Below are 22,596 nucleotides of genomic sequence, written 5' to 3' on the forward strand. Positions count from 1 at the left end.
AGGCGCATGTCCGGCGACCGCCGGTCACGAACCCCGTCAGAACGGGAAGCCGCTCCGGCCGTGCTGGACCGAGATCCACTTCTCGGTGGTGAAGGCGTCCAGCATGGAGTCGCCGTTGAGACGGCCGACGCCGGAGTGCTTCTCGCCGCCGAAGGGGACGATCGGCTCGTCGTGCACGGTGCCGTCGTTCACGTGGAACATGCCGGCGTCGATCCGCTTGGCGAACGCGACGCCCCGCTCGACGTCGGCCGTGTGCACGGCGCCGCTCAGACCGTACGGGGTGTCGTTGACCAGGCGTACCGCCTCCTCCTCGCCGTCGAAGGGGACGAGGAAGACGACCGGGCCGAAGACCTCCTGCCGGAGCAGCGCGGAGTCCTCGGGGACACCGGTGAGCACGGACGGCTCGACCAGGTTGTCGGTGGTGGCGCCGCGCACCAGGGCGGTCGCGCCCTCGGCGATCGCCTGCTCTACCACGCCCGTCAGCGCGTCCGCCTGGGAGGAGTTGATCACCGGGCCGATCACCGTGGAGGGGTCGCGCGGGTCACCGGCCTTGAGGGACTTCACCTTGGCGACGAACTTCTCGGTGAACCGGTCGGCGACCGAGCGGTCGACCAGGACGCGGTTGGCGGCCATGCAGACCTGGCCCTGGTGGACGAAGCGGCTGAAGACGGCGGCGTCGACCGCGTAGTCCAGGTCGGCGTCGTCCAGCACCACCAGGGCGCTGTTGCCGCCGAGTTCGAGCACCGAGCGCTTGAAGTTCGCGGCGCAGACGGTGGCGACGTGGCGGCCGACCTTGTCCGAGCCGGTGAAGGAGATCACCTTGGGGACCGGGTGTTCCAGGAACGCGTCGCCGATCTCCGCGATGTCGGTGACCACGACGTTGAGCAGACCGCCCGGCAGGCCGGCGTCCTCGAAGAGCTTCGCGACCAGGGTGCCGCCGACGATCGGCGTGTTCTGGTGCGGCTTGAGGACGACGCCGTTGCCGAGGGCGAGGGCCGGGGCGACGGACTTCAGCGAGAGCAGGAAGGGGAAGTTGAACGGGCTGATGACGCCCACGACACCGACCGGCACCCGGTAGACGCGGTTCTCCTTGCCGTCGACCGGCGAGGGGATGATGCGGCCCTCGGGGCGCAGCGCCAGGTGGACGGCCTCGCGCAGGAACTCCTTGGCGAGGTGCAGCTCGAAGGCGGCCTTCAGACGCGTGCCGCCCAGCTCGGCGACGATCGCCTCGCTGATCTCCTCCTCGCGCTCCTCGACCAGCCGCAGCGCCTTCTCGAACACCGCGCGGCGGGCGTACGGATTGGTCGCCGCCCACTCCTTCTGCGCGCGCTCGGCCGCCCGGTACGCGGCGTCGACCTCGTCGGCCGTGGCTATCGCGATCGACGCCAGCTTCTCGTTGTCGTACGGGTTGAAGTCGATGATGTCCCAGGAGCCGGTGCCCGGGCGCCACTCGCCGTCGATGTACTGCTGGGCGAGGTCGGTGAAGTACGACGACATGTGATCCCTCAATCCCCTGGATGCCGGTCGGCCGTCCGTCTGATCGAGCGTCATCGTACTGACGTTTCAGGAGAGTTGGAGAAGTCCCCGCAGAAGATCGCGGCTCTCGTCCGGCCCGGGACTGTCCTGCTGCAGCTCCTTGAGCGCCGTCTCGTACTGGGTGACGTCCTCGGGCTTGTCGAGGTACAGCGCGCTGGTGAGCTGCTCCAGGTAGACGACGTCCGACAGGTCGGACTCGGGGAAGCTCAGGATGGTGAACGCGCCGCTCTCGCCCGAGTGCCCGCCGAACCCGAACGGCATGACCTGGAGCCGCACGTTGGGCCGCTCGGACATGTCGATCAGATGCTGGAGCTGCCCGCGCATCACCGCGCGGTCGCCGTACGGGCGGCGCAGCGCGGCCTCGTCCAGGACGATGTGGAACTCGGGGGCGTTCTCGGCGACGAGGTGCTTCTGCCGCTCCAGGCGCAGGGCCACCCGGCGCTCGACGTCCGCGTCGCTCGCGCCCTTCATGCCGCGCCGCACGACCGCCTGGGCGTACTCCTCGGTCTGCAGCAGGCCGTGCACGAACTGCACCTCGTAGACGCGGATCAGCGAGGCCGCGCCCTCCAGGCCCACGTAGGTGGGGAACCAGCTCGGCAGCACGTCGGAGTAACTGTGCCACCAGCCGGCCACGTTGGCCTCCTTGGCCAGGGCGAGCAGGGAGGCGCGCTCGTGCTCGTCCGTGATGCCGTACAGCGTCAGCAGGTCCTCGACGTCCCTCGTCTTGAAGCTCACCCGGCCCAGCTCCATCCGGCTGATCTTCGATTCCGAGGCGCGGATCGAGTAGCCCGCCGCCTCGCGCGTGATCCCCCGCGTCTCACGCAGTCGCCTGAGTTGTGATCCGAGCAGCATGCGCCGCACCACCGATCCGGGCTCTCCCGCGCTCACGTTCGCCAGCCTCCCCAACCGTCTTCAGGGGCCGAAGTCTGCCACTAAAACACTTCGAGCTGTACTCGTCCGGTTACGGAAACGGAATCGCGCCATCGCGAACGGGCGCGGGAGGGACGGGAGTTGACACAGAACACGCCGAGAGGCGCATGAAGAACGCGCGAAGATGACGGAAAAATTGCCCAACAAGCGGTACGGGCAGGTCCATTTCGGTCACGTGCACGTGCATCTGCCCTTGCATCTACGGATCGCTTCCGAAACCATGGTCCCGCACCACCGCGCCGCATCGCTACGACCGCGAATTCCCGGGAGTGCCTCGCATGGGGACGAATGGATCGACCATGCTCGAGCCGTTACGGCAGGGCCTTCCGCCGCTCGACCCCTCGGCCGTCGCCAACGCCGCGTCCTGCGCCCTGCCGCCCCGGTTCGAGGCGGTGCGCGAGGCCAGGCACTTCACCCGCCGCACGCTGGACGGGTGGGAGATGGGCGACCGGTTCGACGACGTCTGCCTGGTGGTCTCCGAACTCGTCACCAACGCCCTGCGTCACGCGCTGCCCGCGAACACCCCGTGGCCCGCGGACCGGACCGGTCCCGTACGGCTGCACCTGATGCGCTGGCCGGAGCGGCTGGTGTGCGCGGTGCGCGACCCCAGCCACGACAGCCCGGTCACCCGCGGGACGGACGACTTCTCGGCGGAGTCGGGCCGCGGGCTGTTCCTGGTGGAGTCGTTCAGCGACAGCTGGGGCTGGCACCCGCTCGCGGGCACCCTGGGCGGCAAGGTGGTCTGGGCGCTGTTCCGGCTCCGGCCGGCCGAAGGCTGACGGGGCCCGGGGACGTCCTTCTCCGGGTGCCCGCCACGGGGGCACCCCGTGCGCGCGGCGCGGGTCAGCTCGCGATCAGGTGGTCGAACTCGCCGTCCTTGACGCCCAGCAGCATGGCCTCGATCTCGGCGCGCGTGTAGACCAGCGCGGGGCCGTCCGGGAAGCGGGAGTTGCGCACGGCGACGCCGCCGCCGGGCAGCCGCGCGAACTCCACGCAGGACCCCTGCGAGTTGCTGTGCCGGCTCTTCTGCCAGGCCACGTCGTGCAGTTGCGTGGCGGCGATGCCGTTGTACACGCCGGACGCGTCGTCAACGTCGTACACGTCGTGGTCCACAGGTCGCTCCCCGGTGGTGCACTGGCTGGTATGGCCATTGATGTGCAGTGGTCAACTGGTCCGGATCATAACCCTGTTCACGTGCCTTTGCATGAGCAGATGCACGTGCACGCGCGGTGTTCCTGCGGTTACAGCTACGCCGCCCGGTTCGCCAGCGGTCCTGCCCCTTCTGACGCCCGCTCCGGGGAAGTCGTTCCCGCGTATGCCCCGGAAGCCGCAGAACATGCCACAGCACCGGGGCCGCCCGACGGATTCGGGCCCCGGTGCTGTGGGGGCGCTTGCCGGCCGGTGCCGGTCAGCGGGACGCGTACGGCAGCAGTGCCATCTCCCGCGCGTTCTTGACCGCCCGGGCCAGTCGCCGCTGCTGCTGCGACGTGACGCGGGTGACCCGGCGGCTGCGGATCTTGCCGCGGTCGGAGAGGAACTTCCGCAGCAGGTCGGTGTCCTTGTAGTCGATGTACGTCACTCCGGCCCGGTCCAGCGGATTGGGCCGGGGCACGGGGGACCTGCGGTCGCTCTTGCGGGGCATGGGATCAGACCTCCAGGAGGGCGTCGAAGGCGGGCGGCAGCCGTCGCCAGGCGTCCTGCCCGGCGGCGTACTCGGCGTCGGTCAGCAGGCAGGAGTCCAGGAGCCGTTCGAGGCCGTCGCGGTCGAGTCCGGGCGAGGTGAAGACCAGGTGCTGGCAGCGGTCTCCGTGCTCGGGGTGCCAGTCCAGTGCGGCCGCGGCCCGGCGCACGGGCGGGACCAGCTCCCAGGCCGCGTCGGGGAGCGAGGCGAGCCACGGCCCCACGCCCTCCACGCACAGGGCCCCGCCCGCGGCGTCCCAGTGCAGCAGCGAGTCCGTCCTGTCGGCGAGCCAGAACCGGCCCCGGCTGCGGGCGGCGGCGCAGGTGAGGTCCTCCAGCGCCCGGTACAGCCGCTCCGGGTGGAAGGGCCGGCGCCGGCGCCAGACGAAGGTGGCGACGCCGTGCGCGTCGGCCTCCGCGGGCAGCAGCGCGCAGGCCGGGTGCTGGGCGGCCGCCGCGGCCTCCACGTCGAAGCCGGCGAACGCCGCGTGCGCCAGCGCCGAACGGGTGCCCGCCGGGTCGCCGTGGCCGATCGGGACCCGGCGGGCCGTCGGATGGAGCTGGGTCAGCAGCTCGTGGTCCTCGTCGTCGGCCTCGGGCGAGTCGGCGACGGCGAGGACGGGGGCGTACTCCAACTGGCGCGCGAAGGTGTCGGCGACGGTGCGCCGGTCGGTGGCCGCGGCGGCGAGGCCGCCCTCGGCGAGGTCGTCCCCGTTGCCCAGGTACGGCAGCACCAGCGCCGGGTCCACGGCGGTGATCACGCCGGTGACCGTGAAGCCGCCGGCCGTCACCACCTCCGCCATCGCCTTGGGCTCGACCGAGTCCCACAGTTCGACCACGGCGAGCGGGGTGCCGCCGTGGTCCGCGAGGCGCCGCAGCTCCGGGACGAGGTCCTCGCGCAGGGCGCAGCAGGCGCAGTCGTTGACGAGCGGTGCCTCGCCGGCGGAGAGGACGCCGGCGGCGTCCCGCACGGTCCGCACGACCGTGCCCGCGGCGGCCGTCGCCAGGTCGTGGTGCAGGACCACGCTGCCGGGCACCTCGGCCAGCAGCCGCTCCACGGCCGCCCGGCGGGCGTCGGCGTGCAGTCCCCCGACGATCACCACCGGCAGCGCCGGCCGGTCCGGCAGGCCCTGGCTGCTCATGCCCCGCCCCGCTTCCCGTACCGGCGCTCGAAGCGCTCCACGCGGCCGGCGGTGTCCAGGACGCGGGCCGTGCCGGTGTAGAAGGGGTGGCTGACGTGCGAGACCTCGACGTCGACGACGGGGTACGTGTTGCCGTCCTCCCACTCGACCGTGCGCTCGCTCGTCATCGTGGAGCGGGTCAGGAAGGCGTAGCCGGCGGCGCGGTCGCGGAAGACGACCGGGCGGTACTCGGGGTGGATTCCCTTGCGCACGGCGGTCAGCGCTCCTCTCGGAAGTCGACGTGGCGGCCCGCCACCGGGTCGTACTTGCGCAGGGTCAGCCGGTCCGGGTCGTTGCGGCGGTTCTTGCGGGTCACGTAGGTGAAGCCGGTCCCGGCGGTGGACCGCAGTTTGATGACCGGCCGGAGTTCGTTGCGTGCCATGCTGGTACCTTACTGAAAATGAATCCCATTAGCAGCTACGCCTGAACGAGAGGTACGTCACCGTGTCCGCGCACTGCATGCTGACGGGCGCCCAGCCCGGCTTCGGCAACCGCATCTCCCATTCGCACCGGCGCACTTCGCGCCGCTTCGACCCCAACGTCCAGACCAAGCGCTACTGGCTGCCGAGCGAGGGCCGGCACGTACGGCTGCGGCTGAGCACAAAGGCCATCAGGACCGTCGACGCGATCGGCGTCGAGGCGGCCGTGGCGCGCATCCGCGCCCGGGGGGTGCGGATCTGATGGCGAAGAAGAGCAAGGTCGCCAGGAACGAGCAGCGGCGGAGGACCGTCGCGCACTACGCCGCCCGGCGGGCCGAACTGAAGGAGATCATCCGCCGGCCGTCCTCGACCGAGGAGGAGCGCGTGGCCGCGCGGCGCGAGTTGAGCAGGCAGCCGCGGGACGCGAGCCCCACGCGCGTACGCAATCGCGACCAGGTCGACGGGCGCCCCCGGGGTTACTTCCGCGTCTTCGGCCTCTCCCGGGTGAACCTGCGGGAGCAGGCCCATGCCGGACATCTGCCCGGGGTCCGCAAGTCGTCCTGGTAGCTTGCGGCTACTGGGGCCACCCCGGCCGTCCGGCGACAGCTTGGAGCTTGCGGTGACGTTGGTGACTGCGGAGAGTACGGCTACGGCGATTGCGGCGAACGCGCCGAGTGCGGCGGGCACTTCGGGCCCGGCCGCCCGTGATGACCGCCGGGTGCGTAGGGGGTGGCCCTTCCCGGCCGCCCGGGCGGCGGCCGTGGCCGTCGGCCTGGTGGGCGCGCTGGGGCTGACCGCCTGCACGGACGGCGGTTCCGACGGCGGCTCGGGCAAGGGCGACACGTCCTCGGCCGTGCCCAGCGCGTCCGCGAGCGAGGACACCGGCGGCGCCGGGGACCCGGCCGGCTCCGGCGGCGGCTCGCCGTCCGCCGCATCGGAGCTGGAGGGGAGCTGGCTGGCCACCACCGGCGGCCGAGCCGTCGCCCTGGTGGTCACCGGTGACAAGGCCGCGCTCTTCGCCACCGGCGGCTCGGTGTGCAGCGGCACCGCGGGCGAGGAGTCGGGCACCCGCACCATCCGCCTGAAGTGCACCGACGGCAGCACCGACAGGGCGGCCGGGACGGTCGAGTCGGTCGGCGGGGCGTCGATGACGGTGAAGTGGCAGGGCGCCCTGGGCGAGGAGACGTACACCAAGTCCGAGGGCGGGACCCTGCCGCCCGGCCTGCCGACGGCCGGACTCGGATCCTGACCCCTCCCCCTGTCCTTCGGATCCCGAGCCGCACGGCACCTACGTCGGATCCCGAACCGCACACACCCGAGGAACCACCACCCATGCGCACCACCCGGCCCGCCCTCGTCCTCACGGCCGTCGCCGCCTCGGCGCTCCTGCTCACCGCCTGCGGCGGCGGGGGCGGGGGCGGCGACGACAGCGGGGGCGGCGACCATGAGGACCGCGGCTCCGCCGCCTGCCGGATCGGCGAGCTGGACGCGGACATCGCGCCCAGCCCCGCCCCGGCCGCCGGGGACACGGGCACCGTCACCGTGAACCTCACCAACCGCGGCCCGGCGTGCACGCTGGACGGCTTCCCCGCCGTCACCCTCACCGCCGACGGCGCCCCGGTCGAGGTCCCCGCGGACCGGGCCGCCTCGGCACAGCGGCTGACCCTCGCCGAGGGCGGTACGGCCTCCTTCACCCTGACCTACGTGCGCGGCGGCGCCGGCCACCTCGCCGTGCGCTCCGCCGAGTTCGCGCTGCCCGGCGACGATGCCACCCACCGCGTCCCGTGGTCGTACGGCGAGGTGGCGACGGAGGGCGGGACGCCCGAGGCCACGGTGGGGGCGTTCCAGCGGGCCGGGGACTGAGCGCGGGACCTACGGCAGGGGGTGCCGGCGGCCGACCTGTGCCCGGTCGGCCGCGCGGGTGCCCTCGGTCCAGCCCGCCGCGTCGTCCACGCCGCGCAGCCGGGTCGTGGTCGTCTCCGGGAACATCCGGTCCAGCCGCTCGGTGACCGCCACCTCGCGGGAGGCGAGGACGGGGAGCGGATCGGCGTCCGCCGTTCCCGACTCGGCGGCCGTCCGCTCGGCCACCGCCCTGAGGCGGGTGCCCGCGCGATGGGCGTAGGCCGCCAGGAACGACTGCCGGAAGGTCTTGGTCCGCTTGCGTCCGCCGGCGCGCTGGGCGGCCTCCGCCTTCGTCATCGCGGTCTCGGCCTGCACCAGCAGGGAGGTGTAGAGGAGTTCGACCGCCTCCAGGTCGGTCTCGAAGCCGACGACGGTGGAGAAACCGAGGGCTTCGTTCCACACGGCCCGGCAGTGGTTGGCGTCGGCCACCGCGTCCAGGAGCACCGCCTTGGCCTGCTCGTACGGCGCGTCCACGCCGATCCGGCAGGCGCCGGGCGCGTCGGGCGAGGGCGCGTGCGCGGACAGCAGCGCCTCGTCGACGCTGTGCCGGGCCATCAGCTCCTGTGCCTTGGCGCTGAGGGCCTCCGCCTCCTGCGGGTAGCCGGTCGCCTCGGCCTTGGCGAGCAGCGCGCGGATGCGGGCGAGGGCGCGCGACTCCGGCCGGGCCTCCCGTCGGGGCCCACCCGGCACCTCCAGCGGCTCCAGCACGGGCAGGCGCAGCAGCAGGCGGTACAGCTCCAGTACGGCGGTGGCGTGCGAGAAGCGGTCGGTGCGGGGCGGCGTCACGTCCGGGAGGCCGTCGAGCTGCGCGGCCCAGCGGGCGCCCCGGGGGCGGTCGTCCGGCGCCTGCTCCCGGATCAGCGCGGCCGCCAGCCGTACGTGTGCTTCGTCCAGTTCGCGCCTCACGATCCGTACGACGTCGGCGGGCTGCCAGCCGCGGCGCCAGGCCGTGGCCACGAACTCCCGGCCCCGGCGGGACAGTTCGGCGTCCGCCGCCGGGTCGGCCGCGAGCAGCGAGGCCGCGGTGTCGAGGGCGGTGTCGGCGGTGTCGTACAGGGCGGCCCCGAAGGCGCGGTCGACGGTGCTGGACGTACTCACCCCGCGATGGTGCCACGGCGGGGCCCGGCCGGGTTCACTCGCCGTGAGGTGTCAACCCAAGGTTGACGCCCCTGGGGGCGCAACCTACGGTTGACACATGGCGACGAACACGAGCATCACGTCATCCGTACGTCTCGACGACCTCATCCACGCGATCAAGAAGGCGCACGCGGAGCCGCTCGAACAGCTCCAGGACGCCGTCATCGCCGGGGAGCACCTCGGCGAGGTGGCCGACCACCTCATCGGGCACTTCGTGGACCAGGCCCGTCGTTCGGGCGCGTCCTGGACCGACATCGGCAGGCGCATGGGCGTCACGCGGCAGGCGGCGCAGAAGCGCTTCGTGCCCAAGGAGTCCGCCGACCCGGACGCGAGCCAGGGCTTCAGCCGTTACACGCCCCGGGCACGCAACGTCGTGATGGCCGCCCACCACGCCGCCAAGGAGGCCGGCGCCGCCGAGGGCCTGCCGGAGCACCTCGTCCTCGGCCTGCTCACCGAACGCGAGGGCCTGTCGGCCAAGGCGATCGCCGCGCAGGGGGTGACCCTCGACGCGATCCGCGAGGCGGCCCTCGCGGCTCTTCCCCCGGCCGCCGAGGAGGCCCCGGAGCTGGTGCCGTACGGCCCCGCGGCCAAGAAGGTCCTGGAACTCACCTTCCGCGAGGCCCTGCGCCTCGGCCACGGCTACATCGGCACCGAGCACATCCTGCTCGCCCTGCTGGAGCACGAGAACGGCGAGGGCGTACTGAGCGGTCTCGGCCTCGACAAGGAGGCGGCCGAGCGCTACGTCACGGAGGTGCTGGCCCAGTTCCTGGATACGGACGAGGAGCAGGGGGCGGACGGGCAGGGGTGACGACCGGGGGCGGACCGGTCGCCTCCGCGGGGTGTGCCCACCGGGGCCGGCACCCGGGCGGGGTCCGGTGCGCCGGCGCCCGGGCCGTGAGCCGGGGCGGGCGCCGTCCGGCCCCGGCCCCGTTGTCAGACCCCCCTGGCACACTCCCCGTATGGCCGACCGGTGGGCGCTCGCCGTGGCCGAGGACGGTGGCGTGGACGTCGCCCCCCTCGGCCCCGACGGGCTGCCCGCCGGACCGGTGCGGCGGGAGCCCGGTCCCGCCGAGGCCGTGCGCGGCCGGCCGGACGTCACCCGCTGGGTGTGGCGGTCCACCGCCGAGGTGTATCCGCGCCTGCTCGCCACGGGGGTGCGAGTCGAGCGGTGCTACGACGTGGAGGCCGCCGAGACCCTCCTGCTCGGCCACGAGGGCCGGTACGGGGAACCCCGGTCGGCCGCCGCGGCCCTCGCCCGGCTGCGCGGCGGCCCCGTGCCGGCCGACCCGCCCCAGCGCTCCGCCGAGCCGGGCGCGCAGTCCCCGCTGTTCGAACCCGAGGGCGTGCGCCTCCCCCTGGACGACCTCCTCGCCGTCTACGCGGAGCAGCAGCGCCGCCACGACCGCTCCGCGCACCCCGACCGGCTGCGGCTGCTGACGGCGGCCGAGTCGGCGGGGATGCTGGTGGCCGCCGAGATGAACCGCGCGGGCCTGCCGTGGCGGCCCGACGTGCACCGGCAGGTGCTGAACGACCTGCTGGGCGAGCGGTACGCGGGCGGGGGCGAGCCGCGCCGCCTGGCCGAGCTGGCGGAGGAGGTGTCCGCCGCCTTCGGGCGCCGGGTGCGTCCGGACCTGCCCGCCGACGTGGTCAAGGCGTTCGCGCAGGCCGGGATCAAGGTCGGCTCCACGCGCCGCTGGGAGCTGGAGTCGGTGGACCACCCGGCCGTGAAGCCGCTGCTCGAGTACAAGAGGCTGTACCGGATCCGGGTCGCCCACGGCTGGTCCTGGCTCCAGGACTGGGTGCGCGACGGACGCTTCCGCCCGGAGTTCCTCGCGGGCGGCACGGTCACCGGGCGCTGGGTGACCAACGGCGGGGGCGCCCTGCAGATCCCCAAGGTGATCCGGCGGGCCGCCGTCGCCGATCCGGGGTGGTGCCTCGTCGTCGCCGACGCCGACCAGATGGAGCCGCGTGTCCTCGCCGCTATCTCCCGCGACCCCGGGCTGATGGAGGTGGCGGGCCGGGAGACCGACCTCTACCAGTCGGTGTCCGACCGGGCCTTCTCCGGCGACCGCGCGCAGGCCAAGCTCGCCGTGCTCGGCGCGGTGTACGGCCAGACGTCAGGCGACGGCCTGAAGAACCTCGCCGCGCTCAGACGCCGGTACCCCCGGGCCGTGGCGTACGTCGACGACGCGGCCCGCGCCGGTGAGGAGGGCCGCCTCGTACGGACCTGGCTGGGGCGCACCTGCCCGCCGGCGACCCGAACGACCGGCGACGACACGGGCGGGGAGGCGGGCATCCCCCAGGACGGCCCCGAGGAGTGGACGCCGGGCCACTCCACCGACGCCCGTGCCCGCGGCCGCTTCGCCCGGAACTTCGTCGTCCAGGGCAGCGCGGCCGACTGGGCCCTGCTCATGCTCGCCGCTCTCCGGCGGGCCTGCGCGGACATGGCGGCCGAACTGGTCTTCTTCCAGCACGACGAGGTGATCGTGCACTGTCCGCGGGAGGAGGCGGACACGGTCGTCACGGCGATCCGCGAGTCGGCCGACCTGGCGGGCCGGCTCACCTTCGGCCCGACGCCGGTGCGGTTCCCGTTCACGACGTCGGTGGTGGAGTGCTACGCGGACGCCAAGTGAGCCGGGCGGTGGCGGGTGCCCGCGCCCCCGGGAGGGCGTGCGGTCAGCCGAGCGCCGGAGGGGTCCACTCGGCGTGGCGCAGGATCGTGCGGAGCGTCGCTCCGGAGGGGGCCAGGCGCAGTGCCGTGTTCCGCAGGGCGACGGCCAGGGGGTGCGCGAGCTGCTGTCCCATCCGGCCGGCCCGGCGGGCGTCGCGGGCGACGGACTGGCTGCGTGGGCGGCGCTCCGCGTCGTACCGGGCCAGCGCCGATGCGACGGTGGGCCCGGCGGCGAGGGCGGCGGCCAGCACGACGGCGTCCTCCAGTGCCTGACAGGCGCCCTGGCCGAGGTTCGGGGTCATGGCGTGGGCCGCGTCGCCGAGCAGCGCCACGCGGCCCACGGCGAAGGCGGGCAGGGGCGTCGCCAGTTCGTGGATGTCGTGGTGCAGGACGTCGTCGGGACGGGTGGCGTCCAGCAGCGCGGGAATCGGGTCGTGCCACGCCCCGAAGCGGCGGCGCAGCACGGCAAGGGCGTCCGGGTGCCGTACGCCGGGCGGGGAGTTGAGCACCGCGTGCCACTCGGCCCTGCCGTCGGCGAACGCGATGTGGCCGAACTCGGCGCCCTTCCCCCAGGTGAGTTCGAAGTCGGTGTCCAGCCGCACCGGGCGCTCGGTGATGGCGCGCAGCACGGTCGACCCGCTGTAGGCCGGGTTGGGGTGACGCGGGAACAACTCGGCGCGCAGCCGGCTGCCCACTCCGTCGGCGGCGACGACCAGGTCCGCCTCAAGGACCGTGTCCCCGAGCGGTATCCGCACCCGGTCGGGGTCACAGCGGTCGACGGAGGTCACCTCGGCGCCGGCCACCAGGCATTCGGCCGGCAGCGCCGCGCGCAGTGCGCGGTGCAGCAGCGCCCGGGGGATGCCGACGATCGGTGTGCCCAGGTCGCGTTCCAGAGCGGCCCCGTCCATGCGGGCCAGCCAGCGGCCGCCCGGCGCCCGGGTGCCCCCGGTGTACTGCGGCCGCGCGGCCGCGCGCACCGCCTCGCCGACACCGAGGGCGTCGAGGGCGCGGATGCCGTTGGCGTGCAGGGAGATGCCCGCGCCCACGTCGGCCAGGACGGGGGCGCGCTCGACGACCGTCACCTCCCAGCCGATCCTCCGCAGCCCGATCGCCGCGGCCACTCCCCCGATGCCCGCCCCCACCACCACCGCGCTGCCGCCCATACCGGCCTCCCCTGCCCGCCCACGTCTTCTACATCTGTAGAAGCAGACTACGCCGACGCTCTACAGGTGTAGAAAGGGGGGATGTCCACAGACCGACGAACCGTCCTCGCCGACGCGGCCATCGACGTGCTCGCCGAGGCCGGGATGCGGGGGCTGACCCACCGCGCGGTCGACCGGGCGGCGCACCTGCCCCCCGGCACCACCTCCGCCTACTTCCGCACCCGCCAGGCGCTGCTCACCGCGCTGGTCCGCCGCCTGGTCGCCCTCGACCAGGCGGAGCTCCAGGCGTCCGGCGAACGCACGCCGGTGCCGCGCGACGCCGGCGAACTGGTGGCCGCCATCGCCGCGTTCGTCGAGCAACGGCTCACGGGCGACGGCCGGCGCCGCTCCCTGGCACGCTACGCGTGCGCCATCGAGAGCGTGCACCACCCCGAACTGCGGGAGATCCTGATCCCGCGCCGGAACACGGGACGGCGAGTCGTACAGGACTTCCTCACCGCCCAGGGCGTCCCCGACGCCGAGAACCGCACCATCACCCTGCTGACCTGCGTGGACGGCCTGGTCTTCGACCGCCTGGTGGGAGGCGGGGCCGTGTCGCCCGAGGAGATCGAGCGCCTGCTCACGGCAGCACTCGGCTGACCGGCCCCACCCGCTCCCCGGCGATCGCCGCCGGCCCCCGGGCAACAGAAAACCCCGGGTCGGCAACAACCTGACCCGGGGTCCCAAGGGAGCCGCCTTCGGGATTCGAACCCGAGACCTACGCATTACGAGTTGTCCGTCCCTGCTCCAACGTAATCCACAGACGTCCGTCGGTGCGTTATTCCCCCTGCTCATCGGCCATCTCAGACAACAGCGGACAAGAGCGAACCACTGCGGATCGGGCAGCAACTGAGACTGGAACTGAGACCGTCGCTGCCTCACGACCGAATGTTCGCCAGCCTTTGAGCCTCGCCTTACAAGTTCGGCCTCGCCCCAGCACGGGCGCTGTACACCCTGCGGTGCGGGTGCCGTAAGAGTCTGCCGGTTGCCACCACTGTCCGTGGGCGTTGATGTCAACGTTGGATGTCAGCGGAACAGATACGAGGGTCTCGCCGGTCGCCGGTTCAGGCGTCGCACCCCACACCGAGCGGCGGCCCTCACCCACTGGGATCTGGCACCCGAAGCCTTAGTCACCAACCTCGGCGAAAGAAGATCTCTAGAGCCTAGCCCGATCGACTTGTCGCTGTTGTTAGCCTCAAGCTGCGTATGCAGTGCAATCGGTGCAGTCTGGAGGTATGAGTGGGAAGCGTCGAGTGGGATCTGCTCACCCAAGCTCAGGTAGGCGCCGAATCGTGACACGGCGTCTCAGCGATCTCCACCGTTACCAGAGGAACAAAAGGTTGCCACACAGGCACCACGATGAGGACAAGTCGCTTCGGGTTGCGGATCTTTGGAAACTCGCTCTTCTCGGTCTGTCTAGCACCACACTTGCTAGCATTGGTGTCGTCGCAGCCAATAGCGGAAGTTCGACAGGACTCACCGATATCCAGTCGATTCTCCTAGTTGTATTTGTAACCCTTGCTCTGGGATCACTCTTCGGAGTGGAGTTCTTGCGCACGCGGCGCGACCAGGCGGCTAGAGCTGCGCAACAAAAGGCAGAAGAGTCTGCAATTGATCGACTCCGTGAAAAGATGGAGCTTCCGAGCTTGATAGACCTGAACCGCCTCATGATGGACCGTTACCACGACATTGCGACGAAGCAGGCCAGCAAGTCATTTCGATGGAGTCTTATCGCGATGGGGATAGCCCTAGCCGCCATCCTAGGGGGTGCCAGTCTAGCCTTGAGCAAGCACTCGACGCCGGACCGGGTGTTGATTGGGGCCTTGGCTGCTTTAGGAGCCACACTGTCCGGATACCTAAGCAAGACATATCTATCCGTGTACTACAGATCACTAAGGCAGCTTAATCAGTACTTTAACCAGCCATTGCTGAATAGCTACTTCTTGTCTGCGCAGCGCCTGGTGGAGGAGCTCCCCCGCGGAAGCGACCAACGCAATGCCCTCTACGCGAAAATAATCGACGAGATTCTAAGTAGCGCAATGAAGATGCACGACGCGGCTATGCCTAACTTGAAAGAGACCTCGGAATAGCGCCTCGCGGAAAAACTGCATGCCGCTGGAAGGCGTGGACTTCCTGATGCGATTAGGTCGGTGGAGCGGCTTTGGGCTGGAGCTGATTTGGCGCGAGTGATCATGGCCCATTACGCTAGCCAGCGGATCGGGCAGGTTTGTGAGCCTGCCCGTTAGTGCCCGATCTTGGGCCATGATCTTCGAGGCTCGCGCCAAATTGGCTGCCTAAAGCCGTGGAGCCGACCGCCCCAGCCACAGAGGGTTTATCCCACGACATGCCCGCAGCCGCCGAGCGCGCCGCCGGGCGCGGCCAGCCGGGGCGAAGACAGGAGGCAGGCCGCGCCGCAGAGGCGGCGCGCGCCCGCGCCGTGCGCGGGCCTTGATCGAGTAGGGCAAGTTGTACCGTGCTGGGAAGGCGCATGAGGCGCTGACTAGAAACTTCCCTCAGACCCGGAAAGCCGGCCCCTGGCCACAACTTGGCCACAGGGCTCTTCAGTCTCGTGCAGCGGCCGTCGGAACGAGGCGGCTCGTGAAGCCGTCAGCAACGAGACGGCGAAATGCCATCTCAACGTCCTGCGGAATCTCCTGACGGATCATGAAGCCTTCGTCCGGGTAGATCACGAGCCGCTGCTGCGCTCCCACCAACATGTCGATGACCAGACGTTCGTCGCCGATCGAGGCGACGTACTCCGCGAAGCTCATCGGCGCGGAAGCGCAGACCCACTCCACATCGGGCCACAGTTTCCGTGCCGTTGCGTACGCTCGCCGTTCCTCGTACGGCTTGCAGACAAGCAGGACAGACGAAACGGCAATGCCCTGGTCAGCAATCAGCGCACGCGAGAACGTGATGTTCTCTCCGGTGTTCCTGGCGTTTGGTTCTACAAGGATGGCGGCCGCCGGCACGCCCAGCTCCTCGGCGCGCTCCCGGTAATGCTCCGCTTCGCCACGCGGCATCCGCTCGCGGGTGGTCCGGCTGGTCGCTCCCGTGAAGACGATGAGCGGCACCATACCGTCGTGGTAGAGGGCTGCCGTTGCGTCGGCTACGCCGAGGTCATGACTGCCTAGGCCGATGGCGACCGAACAGGGGCGTACCTCGTGGCCCATCTGCTGAAAGTCCCACAGGCATCGCGCATCCGCCCATGACTCCTGCGAGACCACTACTCCACTCCGCCTTCTGCCGCAGAGTCGGGCACCTTGAAGTCATACGTCCACGAGAAGCGCGTAGCCGCGTGCACCCCAAGCGCGAACTCGACCACTGTGCCGTCGGCTGTGAACGTCGTTCGATGCAGTTCTACAACCCACTCGCCGGGGGCGAGCTGCAAGAGCTGCACTTCGTCAGCAGTGGGCACGCGAGCAAACAGAGTCTCTCGCATGTGATCGATCTCGTACCCCGCGTCGTACAGCACGCGGAACCCGCCACCCCTGCCTGCCGGGCCCGGCGTTGGGTCGACAATGCGCGTCCCCTCGACGTGTTCCGGACGGTAGTAGCTCGTCAGGGTGTGCGTGGGCTGCGTTCCTTCCTTGACCAGCCGCGCGCGAGCATAGACGTCTGCCCCATCTGGCAAGCCGTGAGCTGCCGCCGCCGCTGGTGGCGCTGGGACCTTGCTGACGGTCTGAGTCTGTTCGTTACGTCGGTAGGAGCGGCCAGACGCCACCCGGTCGGCAATGAAGGCGACTTCGTCACCGTCCCTCCACTTGGCCTTGTCGTACCGCTCGATTCCGAGCCGCTTGAGCGCAGGCCGGTCGCGGACGACCGTGCCGTGCCCCCGGGAAGACGTCACCAACCCTTCCGCTTCCAGCGCCTTGTAGGCCGCGTGAACAGTGGACTTGGAGCCTTCACCGGCCTCCACCAAGTCCCTGATCTGCGGCAACTGATCACCCGGCGCGTATTCGCCAGACCGGATCTTCTCTGCGATCCGATCTGCAAGCTCCCGCCACTTCGGCGCCATGCAGAACCTCCCGTCGACATCAACCAGTGAAACACAGTCCTGGGACTGTCAGCCATTGTTCTGGCAGGCGGCCTCGCAGTCCTAGGACAGCGTGGCTCAGCAGCTCCTCTTTGGGCTGCGCAGACGCACGGGGCGGGGACGCTGCAATCCCGCTAAAGGCCAGGTGGAACAGGGTTTCGGCCCGTACTGGCGAGGTGGCCCGGTGACCGCGAGCAACGGCCGGAGAGTGGGGACGCGATCCCCCTTGCAGTGCTTCATCGCTGTTGATCTCACCGAAAGGAACCTTGATGTACCGACGAAGACCCTGTGCGCCGCCGTTTCGGACCAGTCGGCGTCGCCTGGAAGGCGTACCCGGTCCTTCTTCGATCTCGCAGCGCTGACGCTGCGGCCGGCTGCCTCTTCCGCCCGTCCGTTCCGCGCACTGCGCGAGGACGTACGGGCGGGGGTGCGGGGAGCCGGAAACCGACTCCAACGGCAAGCGGCCCCCGGGGTGCCACCCGGGGGCCGCGTTTGGGCCGTTCCCACCTGTGAGAGGACCACGACCCAATGGACCACATCGTCACTGTTCAGGACGCTGTTACCGCGTTCGCCGACTTCATGGAGCCGACGGCCGCGGAGCTGGACGCGATCGAGCGGGAGATGCCCGTCATCCTGGCGGACGTTGAGCTGCTGGACGCGCAGATCGTCACGCTGGACCGCACGCCGACCGAGCTGGACGTCCGCCGTATCCGTCGGGCCCGCCGCCGCGCGCTGGCCGCCCGCGTCGCGCTCCTCAACTCCGCGGCCGGCGCGAACCTCTCCGGGGGTGTCGCTTGAGCGCCACCGACCACCCCTTGGCCGCCGCGCACGCTGAGGTGAAGGCGGAGATTGCGCGGACGGACACGAAGACGGCGTTGCTGCTGGCGTTCGTCGGCGCGGTGCTCGCCGGAAGCTGGACGGTCGCCCGCGACCTGTCCCTGAACGTCCCCGCCATCGTCGCGGGCGCCATGGGTCTGGCGCTGCTGGTATGTGCGGCCGGTCTGCTGCTGCGGTCGGTGCGCCCGAGCCTGGGCGGCCGGCACGGCTTCCCCCTGTGGGCCGCCCTCACCGCCGAGCAGATCGCCGCTGCCGTCACCTCGGATCTGGCTGCCGACATCGCCGGGCTGTCCCGGCTGGCGGTCGCCAAGTTCACGTGCCTGCGGCGCGCGGTCGACCTGACCATGACCGGTGGCGCGCTGATCATCCTCGCCTCGCTGCTCACCGTCGGGGGTGTGGCGTGAACAGTGTTCAGACGCGTTCAGCGGAGCGCGCGCTGTCGGGCGGCACGTGGCTGATCGTGTGCGGGGCGATGCTCTATTCCATCCTGACCGTGACGCCGTTGATGGCGGCGCACACGGCTGAGGAGTGGGACTGGACGGCGCCGATCCTGCCCCTGGTGGTGGACGCCGCGGTCGTGATCGTGGTCAAGCTGGATGACGTGCTGGCCCGTCTGGGCGGGCACGGTGGACGCTGGCCCATCACCCTGCGCTGGATGACCGGGCTGATGACGCTCGCCCTCAACACCGCGGACTCCGCACTGAAGAAAGACCTGGTCGGCGTGGCGGTCCACGCGGTGGCGCCGCTGCTGCTGATCGTCACTGCGGAGACCAGCCTCGCCTACCGCCGTGCCATCGCCGCCGCCGTGGCCGCGCTGGAGGAGCAGCAGCGGGTCGAGCGGGAGCGGCGCGAGCGGGCGGCGCGGGAGCGGGAGGAAGCCGCCCGCCGGCAGGCCCGCGAGGAGCGCGAGCACGCCGCGCAGTTGGAGCGTGAACGGCGTGAACACGAGGCCGCGCTCGCCCGTGAGCAGGCCGAGCGGGAGGAGCGTCGCTGGCGCGAGGAGCGCGAAGCCCGGGAGCGCGCGGAGGCTGCGGAGCGGGCCGAGCGTGAACGCCGTGAACGCGAGCGTGAACAGCGTGAGCAGGAGCGTGAACGGGCCGAGCGGGAAGCCACCGCACGCCGTGCCCGCGAGCACGCCGAGCGGCAAGCGCGTGAACGCCGTGAACAGCAGGAGCGCGAGGAGCAGGCCGAGCGTGAACGGGCCGCGCTGCTGGCGCGCGGCCCGGCCAACGGCAAGCTGCCCGAGGACGAGGCCCGCCAGATCGTTGCCGCCGCGTTCGATGCCGGGCTGTCGGTGCGGTCGACGGCCGAGCTGTGCGGCTGGTCGGTGGGGTGGGTGTCCACCCGCTACGCCGAGCACCGCGACCCCAGCACCCGCGGTGCTGAGCTGGCCATTGCGAGCCAGTGATGAGCGCCGTTCCGGTCTACCGGTGGCGGCTCGCCCCTGACGGGCTGGCCACCCGCCGCCAGCTCCGCGCCCTCGGGCTGCGGCCCGGCGGGCAGGACGTGGCCGCACAGATCGAGCGCCCGCGGCGCCGCCGCGGCCCGCTAGTCGCCTACCTCTACCGCGTCGACGCGGCGAAGCCGGTGCGGCCGATGACCCCGGCCAAGTGGGCGGCGCTGGCCAAGGCCAACACCGCCCGCCGTATCTGCCCCGAGTGCCGGCGGGATGCCGGATACGTCATCCCGCCCTCGCTCGGCATGTGCACCCCGTGTGCCTTCCCCGACGAACAGCGCGCCGCCTGAACCTCCCACCGACTTTCCTGGAGTTCGCTGTGTCCAGTCGTACCCGTGCCCGCGGCGCCAAGACGGCCGCCGGGGTCCACACCGTCCGTATCCCCCGCCAGCGTGGCCGCCGCGGCGCTCAGCCGTTCGTCGTCGTCGTGCCCGAACGCCCCTCCCTGACCCGCGAAGCGCTCGGCGTGGTCGGTGGATGGCTGTGGCGCTCCCGCCGCGCGCTCGCCCCGACCGGGCTCGCGGTGCTGGCCTTGGTGGTGGCCGCGCTGCTGCATCTGATCGCGTGGTGGTCCGGTCTGCTGCTCGCCCCCACCGCGGCCGGCCCGCTGGTCTGGCTGTTGGTCATGCAGCGCCGTCGCCCCGCCACCGGCTCCGTCCTGGCCTGGCGAATCGGGCTGGCCGCGCTCACGTCGTCCGCGCTCGCCTGGCTCGCCGTCGCGGCCGGGTTCGGGCCGCTCGCCGGGGCGCTGGAGCTGTGGTGGCTGCTCACCCTGATCACCGCTCAGTCCGCCTGGCTCATCGTCCGCCGCACCCACTGACCTGCGAGGAGACCTGTGATGGCAGCCCCTACGCGTAACGGCACCGCGGGTGCCGACAAGGGCAACAAGTTCGCCAACGCCGGCGCCGCCGCGGGCGGTTTCGTCGGCGCCCTGGGCGGCTCGTTCGTCCCCCCGGTCAACGTCACCGTGAACAACAACAAGGGCACCGCCCACGGCGGCGGTGGCCGCTCGCACGCCGAGTCCCTGCTGCCGGCACCGGAGTTCACCTCCCCGGCGCAGGTGCGGAACTACTGCAACACCCTGCGGGCCGCCGCCGTCACCCTCTCGATCGAGGTGGCGATGGGCGCCGAGATCCTCAAGGGCGTCCTCGCCGCGGTGCCCGACCCGGACGGGCGGGCGTTCGGCTCGCGGGTGCGGGCAGCGAAGGTGGCGCGCAAGATGCAGCGCTCCGCGGACGCCCTGCGCGACGCCGCGAAGAACGCCGCCGCCTGCTACGCGGTGTTCCAGCAGGAATACGAAGAAGAGATCAACCGGGTGCGCCACCGCGCCCGCAAGCCCCAGCAGCCCGTCATGAACTGGGCCCAGCAGTAAGGGAGGTACGACCATGGCACGCAAATGGACCCATCAGGACAGCCGGGCGTACCCGCTCGCCGTCCCCGAGGACATGAACGCCACGGGCGGCTCCGTCCGGGCGTACCTGCTCAACCGGGCCAAGCCGCACCTTCCCCCGTGGCTGGCCGTCGGCGGCGCGGGGCTGGCGGGGGCGCTGGGGAACTGGCGGTGGTCCGACAGTTCCGCGGCCGGCGTCGGCCTCACCCTCGCCTCGGTCGCTTTGACCGGCGTCACCTGGTGGGCCGGGAAGTCGACCAGCTCTCAGCGGCGTCTCCACTCCGCCATCACCGTGGCCGCCGGCTCCGCGTGGGTGACCGCCGCCTGTCTGGCCGGGCCCACCGCGGGGCCGGTCGATGACCTGTACCTGATGGGCGGGCCGGCGCTGGCCCTGTCGTGGAACGTGCGGATGGTCATGCGCCGCAACGACGCCACCGGCGAAAGCGGCGACAAGGGCCTGTTGGAGAAAGTCGGGCTCGCGCGGGCGCAGATCGGGGCGGCGAAGGTGGAGCCGAACCGGGTCACCGCGCCGGTCGCGCTCGCCCCGGGTGAGCAGACCAACGACGACATGGCCAAGGCGCTCGGCAATCTCGCTTCCGCGCTGGACCTGCCGACTTCCGCCGTGCGCTACACCCCCGATCCGGACTCGAACCGGCGCGGGGACCTGGTCATCGTCCCGGAAGACATGCTCGCCGAAACGGTCGAGTGGGAGGGCCCGTCCAACCTGGGCGGGTCGATCGCTGAGCCGCTGGTCATCGGCCGCTACGACGACGGTGCCCCGCTGGTCATGTGGCTGCCCGGCGACCCGGATGCGGGCCGCAACTCCACCCACGTGCTCATCGCCGGCGGCACCGGCTCCGGCAAGGGCGACACCGCCCTGAACCTGCTGACCGAGATCCTGTCCCGGCGGGACGTGGTCATCTGGTTCTCCGACCCCAAGGCGTTCCAGGACTTCGCCCCGCTGCGGCCGGGCCTGGACTGGGCTGCGGAGGGCGGCGCGGACACGGAAGTCATGGTGGCCGCCGTCCAGGACGTCATCCCCGCCCGCACCCGCTGGCTCGGGGCGCACGGCTACCGGCAGTGGGCCCCCGCCGCAGCCCAGCCGCAGAACGACCCGGAGCACACCTGCCGGACGGACGGCCGGGCGTGCAACTGCCCAGGGATGCCGTTCCTGGTCACCTGGTTCGAGGAAGCCGCCAACACCCTGCGCGCGCTCGGCGACGACGCGTTCACCGGCATCGCGCAGGAAGCCAGGTCCGCCGGGATCTCGCTGATCGTGTCGCTCCAGCGCCCCTCGTACGACCAGATGTCCACCTCCACCCGCGCGTCCCTGCCGTCCGTGATCGCGCTCGGCTGCGACCCGCGCGACGAGGGGTTCTGCCTGCCCGACGAGGTGCTGGCCGCGGGCGCCCACCCCGGGGCATGGGGCAACCGCAGGCCCGGATACTGCTACGTCGTCTCCCCCGGGATTCCGGAGGACCGCTACCCGTCCCCGGGCCGCACCCGCCGCTTCACCCACCGGGCCGTCCCGGTCATGGAGCTGCTGGCCACCTGGGCACAGCGCAACGGCGCCACCGCCGACCCCGTCACCTCCGGGGCCGCCGTGGGCGTCGCCGGAACCGCCTACACCGGCCGCACCCCCGACGGCGCGCAGCCGATGCCGCTGCGGGCCGTCACCGAGGAGGACGACATGAACCACGGCGGGCTGCTGGTCGACCCCGAGGACGCCGGCATCGACCCCGAGGCGGACCTGCCCGGGGCCGAGGAAGGCGACGACGCCCCGATCTTCGGACAGGAGACCGGCCGCAAGCCCACCCCCGAGGAGGCGCGGGAGCTGTTCGCCGCCGCGCTGGAGGAGTTCGAGCACAACGGGCAGATGATCGTCGGCCCGAAGGACTTCACCGACTGGTGCGACCGCCACAACCTGGGCCGGTCCTGGGTCTCCAAGCGGCTCAAGGAAGCAGCGCAGGAGGGCCGCTTGCAGGCGACGAACACCACCGGCCGGTGGCGCATCGTCCCCGCCATGGCCGCCGCCTGACCACGTCACATGTGACGGACGCGTCACACCCAAACCCCTAGGCAGACACGGGTGTGACGCGCCCTCACAGCGCCCCGTCACACCCCCGTCACACCCGCCATCACAGCCGCCCGTCACACCCCCTCGCAGCGCCCCGGCCGGGGCGTTGCTGCCTCCCTGACCCACGCCCGGAAGGGAATCC

The 22,596-nt window shown here is 71.7% G+C and carries 27 protein-coding genes; 16 read left to right on the forward strand and 11 right to left on the reverse strand.

Features of this window, described 5'->3' with window-relative positions; all coding sequences use genetic code 11:
- Window positions 1-36 precede the first annotated feature (36 nt).
- Complete coding sequence (locus tag ACH499_RS10640; RefSeq protein WP_356203119.1) at window positions 37-1,497, reverse strand: aldehyde dehydrogenase family protein; 1,461 nt, start codon at window positions 1,495-1,497, stop codon at window positions 37-39.
- Between the two features lie 66 nt (window positions 1,498-1,563).
- A complete protein-coding gene (locus ACH499_RS10645; protein ID WP_356203139.1) occupies window positions 1,564-2,388 on the reverse strand; it encodes a helix-turn-helix transcriptional regulator in 825 nt (274 codons plus the stop codon).
- Window positions 2,389-2,765: 377 nt separating this feature from the next.
- On the opposite strand from ACH499_RS10645, the gene ACH499_RS10650 reads away from it, so the two are divergent.
- Window positions 2,766-3,245, forward strand: coding sequence for an ATP-binding protein (locus ACH499_RS10650; protein WP_356203117.1), 480 nt, complete (start codon window positions 2,766-2,768; stop codon window positions 3,243-3,245).
- A gap of 64 nt (window positions 3,246-3,309) precedes the next feature.
- On the opposite strand, the gene ACH499_RS10655 is transcribed toward ACH499_RS10650, so the two are convergent.
- The 5 genes from ACH499_RS10655 to rpmG all read right to left on the reverse strand — a co-directional run bounded on the left by ACH499_RS10655 (window position 3,310) and on the right by rpmG (window position 5,709).
- Entirely contained in the window at window positions 3,310-3,579 is a 270-nt protein-coding gene (locus ACH499_RS10655; RefSeq protein ID WP_356203115.1) for a DUF397 domain-containing protein, read from the reverse strand.
- 295 nt (window positions 3,580-3,874) lie between these two features.
- Window positions 3,875-4,108: a 30S ribosomal protein S18 gene (rpsR, locus tag ACH499_RS10660; protein ID WP_356203113.1), complete on the reverse strand. Its 234-nt coding sequence runs from the start codon at window positions 4,106-4,108 to the stop codon at window positions 3,875-3,877.
- Window positions 4,109-4,112: 4 nt separating this feature from the next.
- A complete protein-coding gene (locus ACH499_RS10665; protein ID WP_399014866.1) occupies window positions 4,113-5,288 on the reverse strand; it encodes a CobW family GTP-binding protein in 1,176 nt (391 codons plus the stop codon).
- Window positions 5,285-5,539 (reverse strand): type B 50S ribosomal protein L31, encoded by a 255-nt coding sequence (locus tag ACH499_RS10670; protein ID WP_356203109.1) that lies wholly within the window; start codon window positions 5,537-5,539, stop codon window positions 5,285-5,287. The genes ACH499_RS10665 and ACH499_RS10670 overlap by 4 nt, the downstream gene beginning before the upstream one ends.
- Window positions 5,540-5,544: 5 nt before the next feature.
- Window positions 5,545-5,709 (reverse strand): 50S ribosomal protein L33, encoded by a 165-nt coding sequence (rpmG, locus tag ACH499_RS10675; protein ID WP_044382365.1) that lies wholly within the window; start codon window positions 5,707-5,709, stop codon window positions 5,545-5,547.
- A 62-nt stretch (window positions 5,710-5,771) separates the two neighbouring features.
- On the opposite strand from rpmG, the gene rpmB reads away from it, so the two are divergent.
- The 4 genes from rpmB to ACH499_RS10695 all read left to right on the forward strand — a co-directional run bounded on the left by rpmB (window position 5,772) and on the right by ACH499_RS10695 (window position 7,609).
- Window positions 5,772-6,008 (forward strand): 50S ribosomal protein L28, encoded by a 237-nt coding sequence (gene rpmB, locus ACH499_RS10680; RefSeq protein WP_356203108.1) that lies wholly within the window; start codon window positions 5,772-5,774, stop codon window positions 6,006-6,008.
- Complete coding sequence (rpsN, locus tag ACH499_RS10685) at window positions 6,008-6,313, forward strand: 30S ribosomal protein S14 (RefSeq protein ID WP_356203106.1); 306 nt, start codon at window positions 6,008-6,010, stop codon at window positions 6,311-6,313. The genes rpmB and rpsN overlap by 1 nt, the downstream gene beginning before the upstream one ends.
- A 151-nt stretch (window positions 6,314-6,464) precedes the next feature.
- Complete coding sequence (locus tag ACH499_RS10690) at window positions 6,465-6,995, forward strand: hypothetical protein (RefSeq protein ID WP_399014869.1); 531 nt, start codon at window positions 6,465-6,467, stop codon at window positions 6,993-6,995.
- 83 nt (window positions 6,996-7,078) lie between these two features.
- Window positions 7,079-7,609, forward strand: coding sequence for a DUF4232 domain-containing protein (locus ACH499_RS10695; RefSeq protein ID WP_399014871.1), 531 nt, complete (start codon window positions 7,079-7,081; stop codon window positions 7,607-7,609).
- Window positions 7,610-7,618: 9 nt separating this feature from the next.
- On the opposite strand, the gene ACH499_RS10700 is transcribed toward ACH499_RS10695, so the two are convergent.
- The gene (locus ACH499_RS10700; RefSeq protein WP_399014873.1) at window positions 7,619-8,746 is read right to left on the reverse strand and encodes a DUF2786 domain-containing protein; all 1,128 of its coding nucleotides are present in this window, start codon (window positions 8,744-8,746) and stop codon (window positions 7,619-7,621) included.
- Window positions 8,747-8,843: 97 nt separating this feature from the next.
- On the opposite strand from ACH499_RS10700, the gene ACH499_RS10705 reads away from it, so the two are divergent.
- Together ACH499_RS10705 and ACH499_RS10710 are read left to right on the forward strand one after the other, a co-directional pair.
- A complete protein-coding gene (locus tag ACH499_RS10705) occupies window positions 8,844-9,593 on the forward strand; it encodes a Clp protease N-terminal domain-containing protein (RefSeq protein WP_356203098.1) in 750 nt (249 codons plus the stop codon).
- Window positions 9,594-9,744: 151 nt separating this feature from the next.
- Window positions 9,745-11,418 carry a bifunctional 3'-5' exonuclease/DNA polymerase gene (locus ACH499_RS10710; RefSeq protein WP_399014875.1) on the forward strand — a complete coding sequence of 558 codons (1,674 nt, stop codon included), beginning with the start codon at window positions 9,745-9,747 and terminating at the stop codon, window positions 11,416-11,418.
- Window positions 11,419-11,461: 43 nt separating this feature from the next.
- Here the strand turns inward: ACH499_RS10710 and ACH499_RS10715 are convergent, their stop codons facing one another.
- Window positions 11,462-12,619 (reverse strand): FAD-dependent monooxygenase, encoded by a 1,158-nt coding sequence (locus ACH499_RS10715; RefSeq protein WP_399014877.1) that lies wholly within the window; start codon window positions 12,617-12,619, stop codon window positions 11,462-11,464.
- 81 nt (window positions 12,620-12,700) lie between these two features.
- Here ACH499_RS10715 and ACH499_RS10720 point away from each other — a divergent pair, with 81 nt between their 5' ends.
- A complete protein-coding gene (locus tag ACH499_RS10720; protein WP_399014880.1) occupies window positions 12,701-13,258 on the forward strand; it encodes a TetR/AcrR family transcriptional regulator in 558 nt (185 codons plus the stop codon).
- Window positions 13,259-13,950: 692 nt separating this feature from the next.
- Window positions 13,951-14,748, forward strand: a complete 798-nt coding sequence (locus ACH499_RS10725) for a hypothetical protein (RefSeq protein WP_399014882.1) — start codon at window positions 13,951-13,953, stop codon at window positions 14,746-14,748.
- 471 nt (window positions 14,749-15,219) lie between these two features.
- On the opposite strand, the gene ACH499_RS10730 is transcribed toward ACH499_RS10725, so the two are convergent.
- Together ACH499_RS10730 and ACH499_RS10735 are read right to left on the reverse strand one after the other, a co-directional pair.
- Entirely contained in the window at window positions 15,220-15,831 is a 612-nt protein-coding gene (locus ACH499_RS10730) for a YdcF family protein (protein WP_399015162.1), read from the reverse strand.
- 53 nt (window positions 15,832-15,884) lie between these two features.
- Window positions 15,885-16,676 carry a GntR family transcriptional regulator gene (locus ACH499_RS10735; protein WP_399014884.1) on the reverse strand — a complete coding sequence of 264 codons (792 nt, stop codon included), beginning with the start codon at window positions 16,674-16,676 and terminating at the stop codon, window positions 15,885-15,887.
- 546 nt (window positions 16,677-17,222) lie between these two features.
- On the opposite strand from ACH499_RS10735, the gene ACH499_RS10740 reads away from it, so the two are divergent.
- Genes ACH499_RS10740 through traB form a run of 7 tightly spaced genes read left to right on the forward strand, consistent with a single transcriptional unit; the run spans window position 17,223 to window position 22,415 of the window.
- A complete protein-coding gene (locus ACH499_RS10740; protein WP_399014886.1) occupies window positions 17,223-17,492 on the forward strand; it encodes a DUF6284 family protein in 270 nt (89 codons plus the stop codon).
- Window positions 17,489-17,935 carry a Pycsar system effector family protein gene (locus ACH499_RS10745; protein ID WP_399014888.1) on the forward strand — a complete coding sequence of 149 codons (447 nt, stop codon included), beginning with the start codon at window positions 17,489-17,491 and terminating at the stop codon, window positions 17,933-17,935. The genes ACH499_RS10740 and ACH499_RS10745 overlap by 4 nt, the downstream gene beginning before the upstream one ends.
- A complete protein-coding gene (locus tag ACH499_RS10750; RefSeq protein ID WP_399014890.1) occupies window positions 17,932-18,939 on the forward strand; it encodes a DUF2637 domain-containing protein in 1,008 nt (335 codons plus the stop codon). Before ACH499_RS10745 ends, ACH499_RS10750 begins: the two co-directional genes overlap by 4 nt.
- Entirely contained in the window at window positions 18,939-19,277 is a 339-nt protein-coding gene (locus ACH499_RS10755; protein WP_399014892.1) for an RRQRL motif-containing zinc-binding protein, read from the forward strand. Before ACH499_RS10750 ends, ACH499_RS10755 begins: the two co-directional genes overlap by 1 nt.
- A gap of 29 nt (window positions 19,278-19,306) precedes the next feature.
- Window positions 19,307-19,807 (forward strand): hypothetical protein, encoded by a 501-nt coding sequence (locus ACH499_RS10760; protein ID WP_399014894.1) that lies wholly within the window; start codon window positions 19,307-19,309, stop codon window positions 19,805-19,807.
- Between the two features lie 18 nt (window positions 19,808-19,825).
- Entirely contained in the window at window positions 19,826-20,359 is a 534-nt protein-coding gene (gene traA, locus ACH499_RS10765; protein WP_399014896.1) for a plasmid transfer protein TraA, read from the forward strand.
- A gap of 13 nt (window positions 20,360-20,372) precedes the next feature.
- The gene (traB, locus tag ACH499_RS10770; protein WP_399014898.1) at window positions 20,373-22,415 is read left to right on the forward strand and encodes a plasmid transfer protein TraB; all 2,043 of its coding nucleotides are present in this window, start codon (window positions 20,373-20,375) and stop codon (window positions 22,413-22,415) included.
- The last annotated feature ends 181 nt before the right edge of the window (window positions 22,416-22,596 follow it).

It is taken from the genome of Streptomyces sp. NPDC018947, assembly GCF_044390505.1.
Classification (GTDB): domain Bacteria; phylum Actinomycetota; class Actinomycetes; order Streptomycetales; family Streptomycetaceae; genus Streptomyces.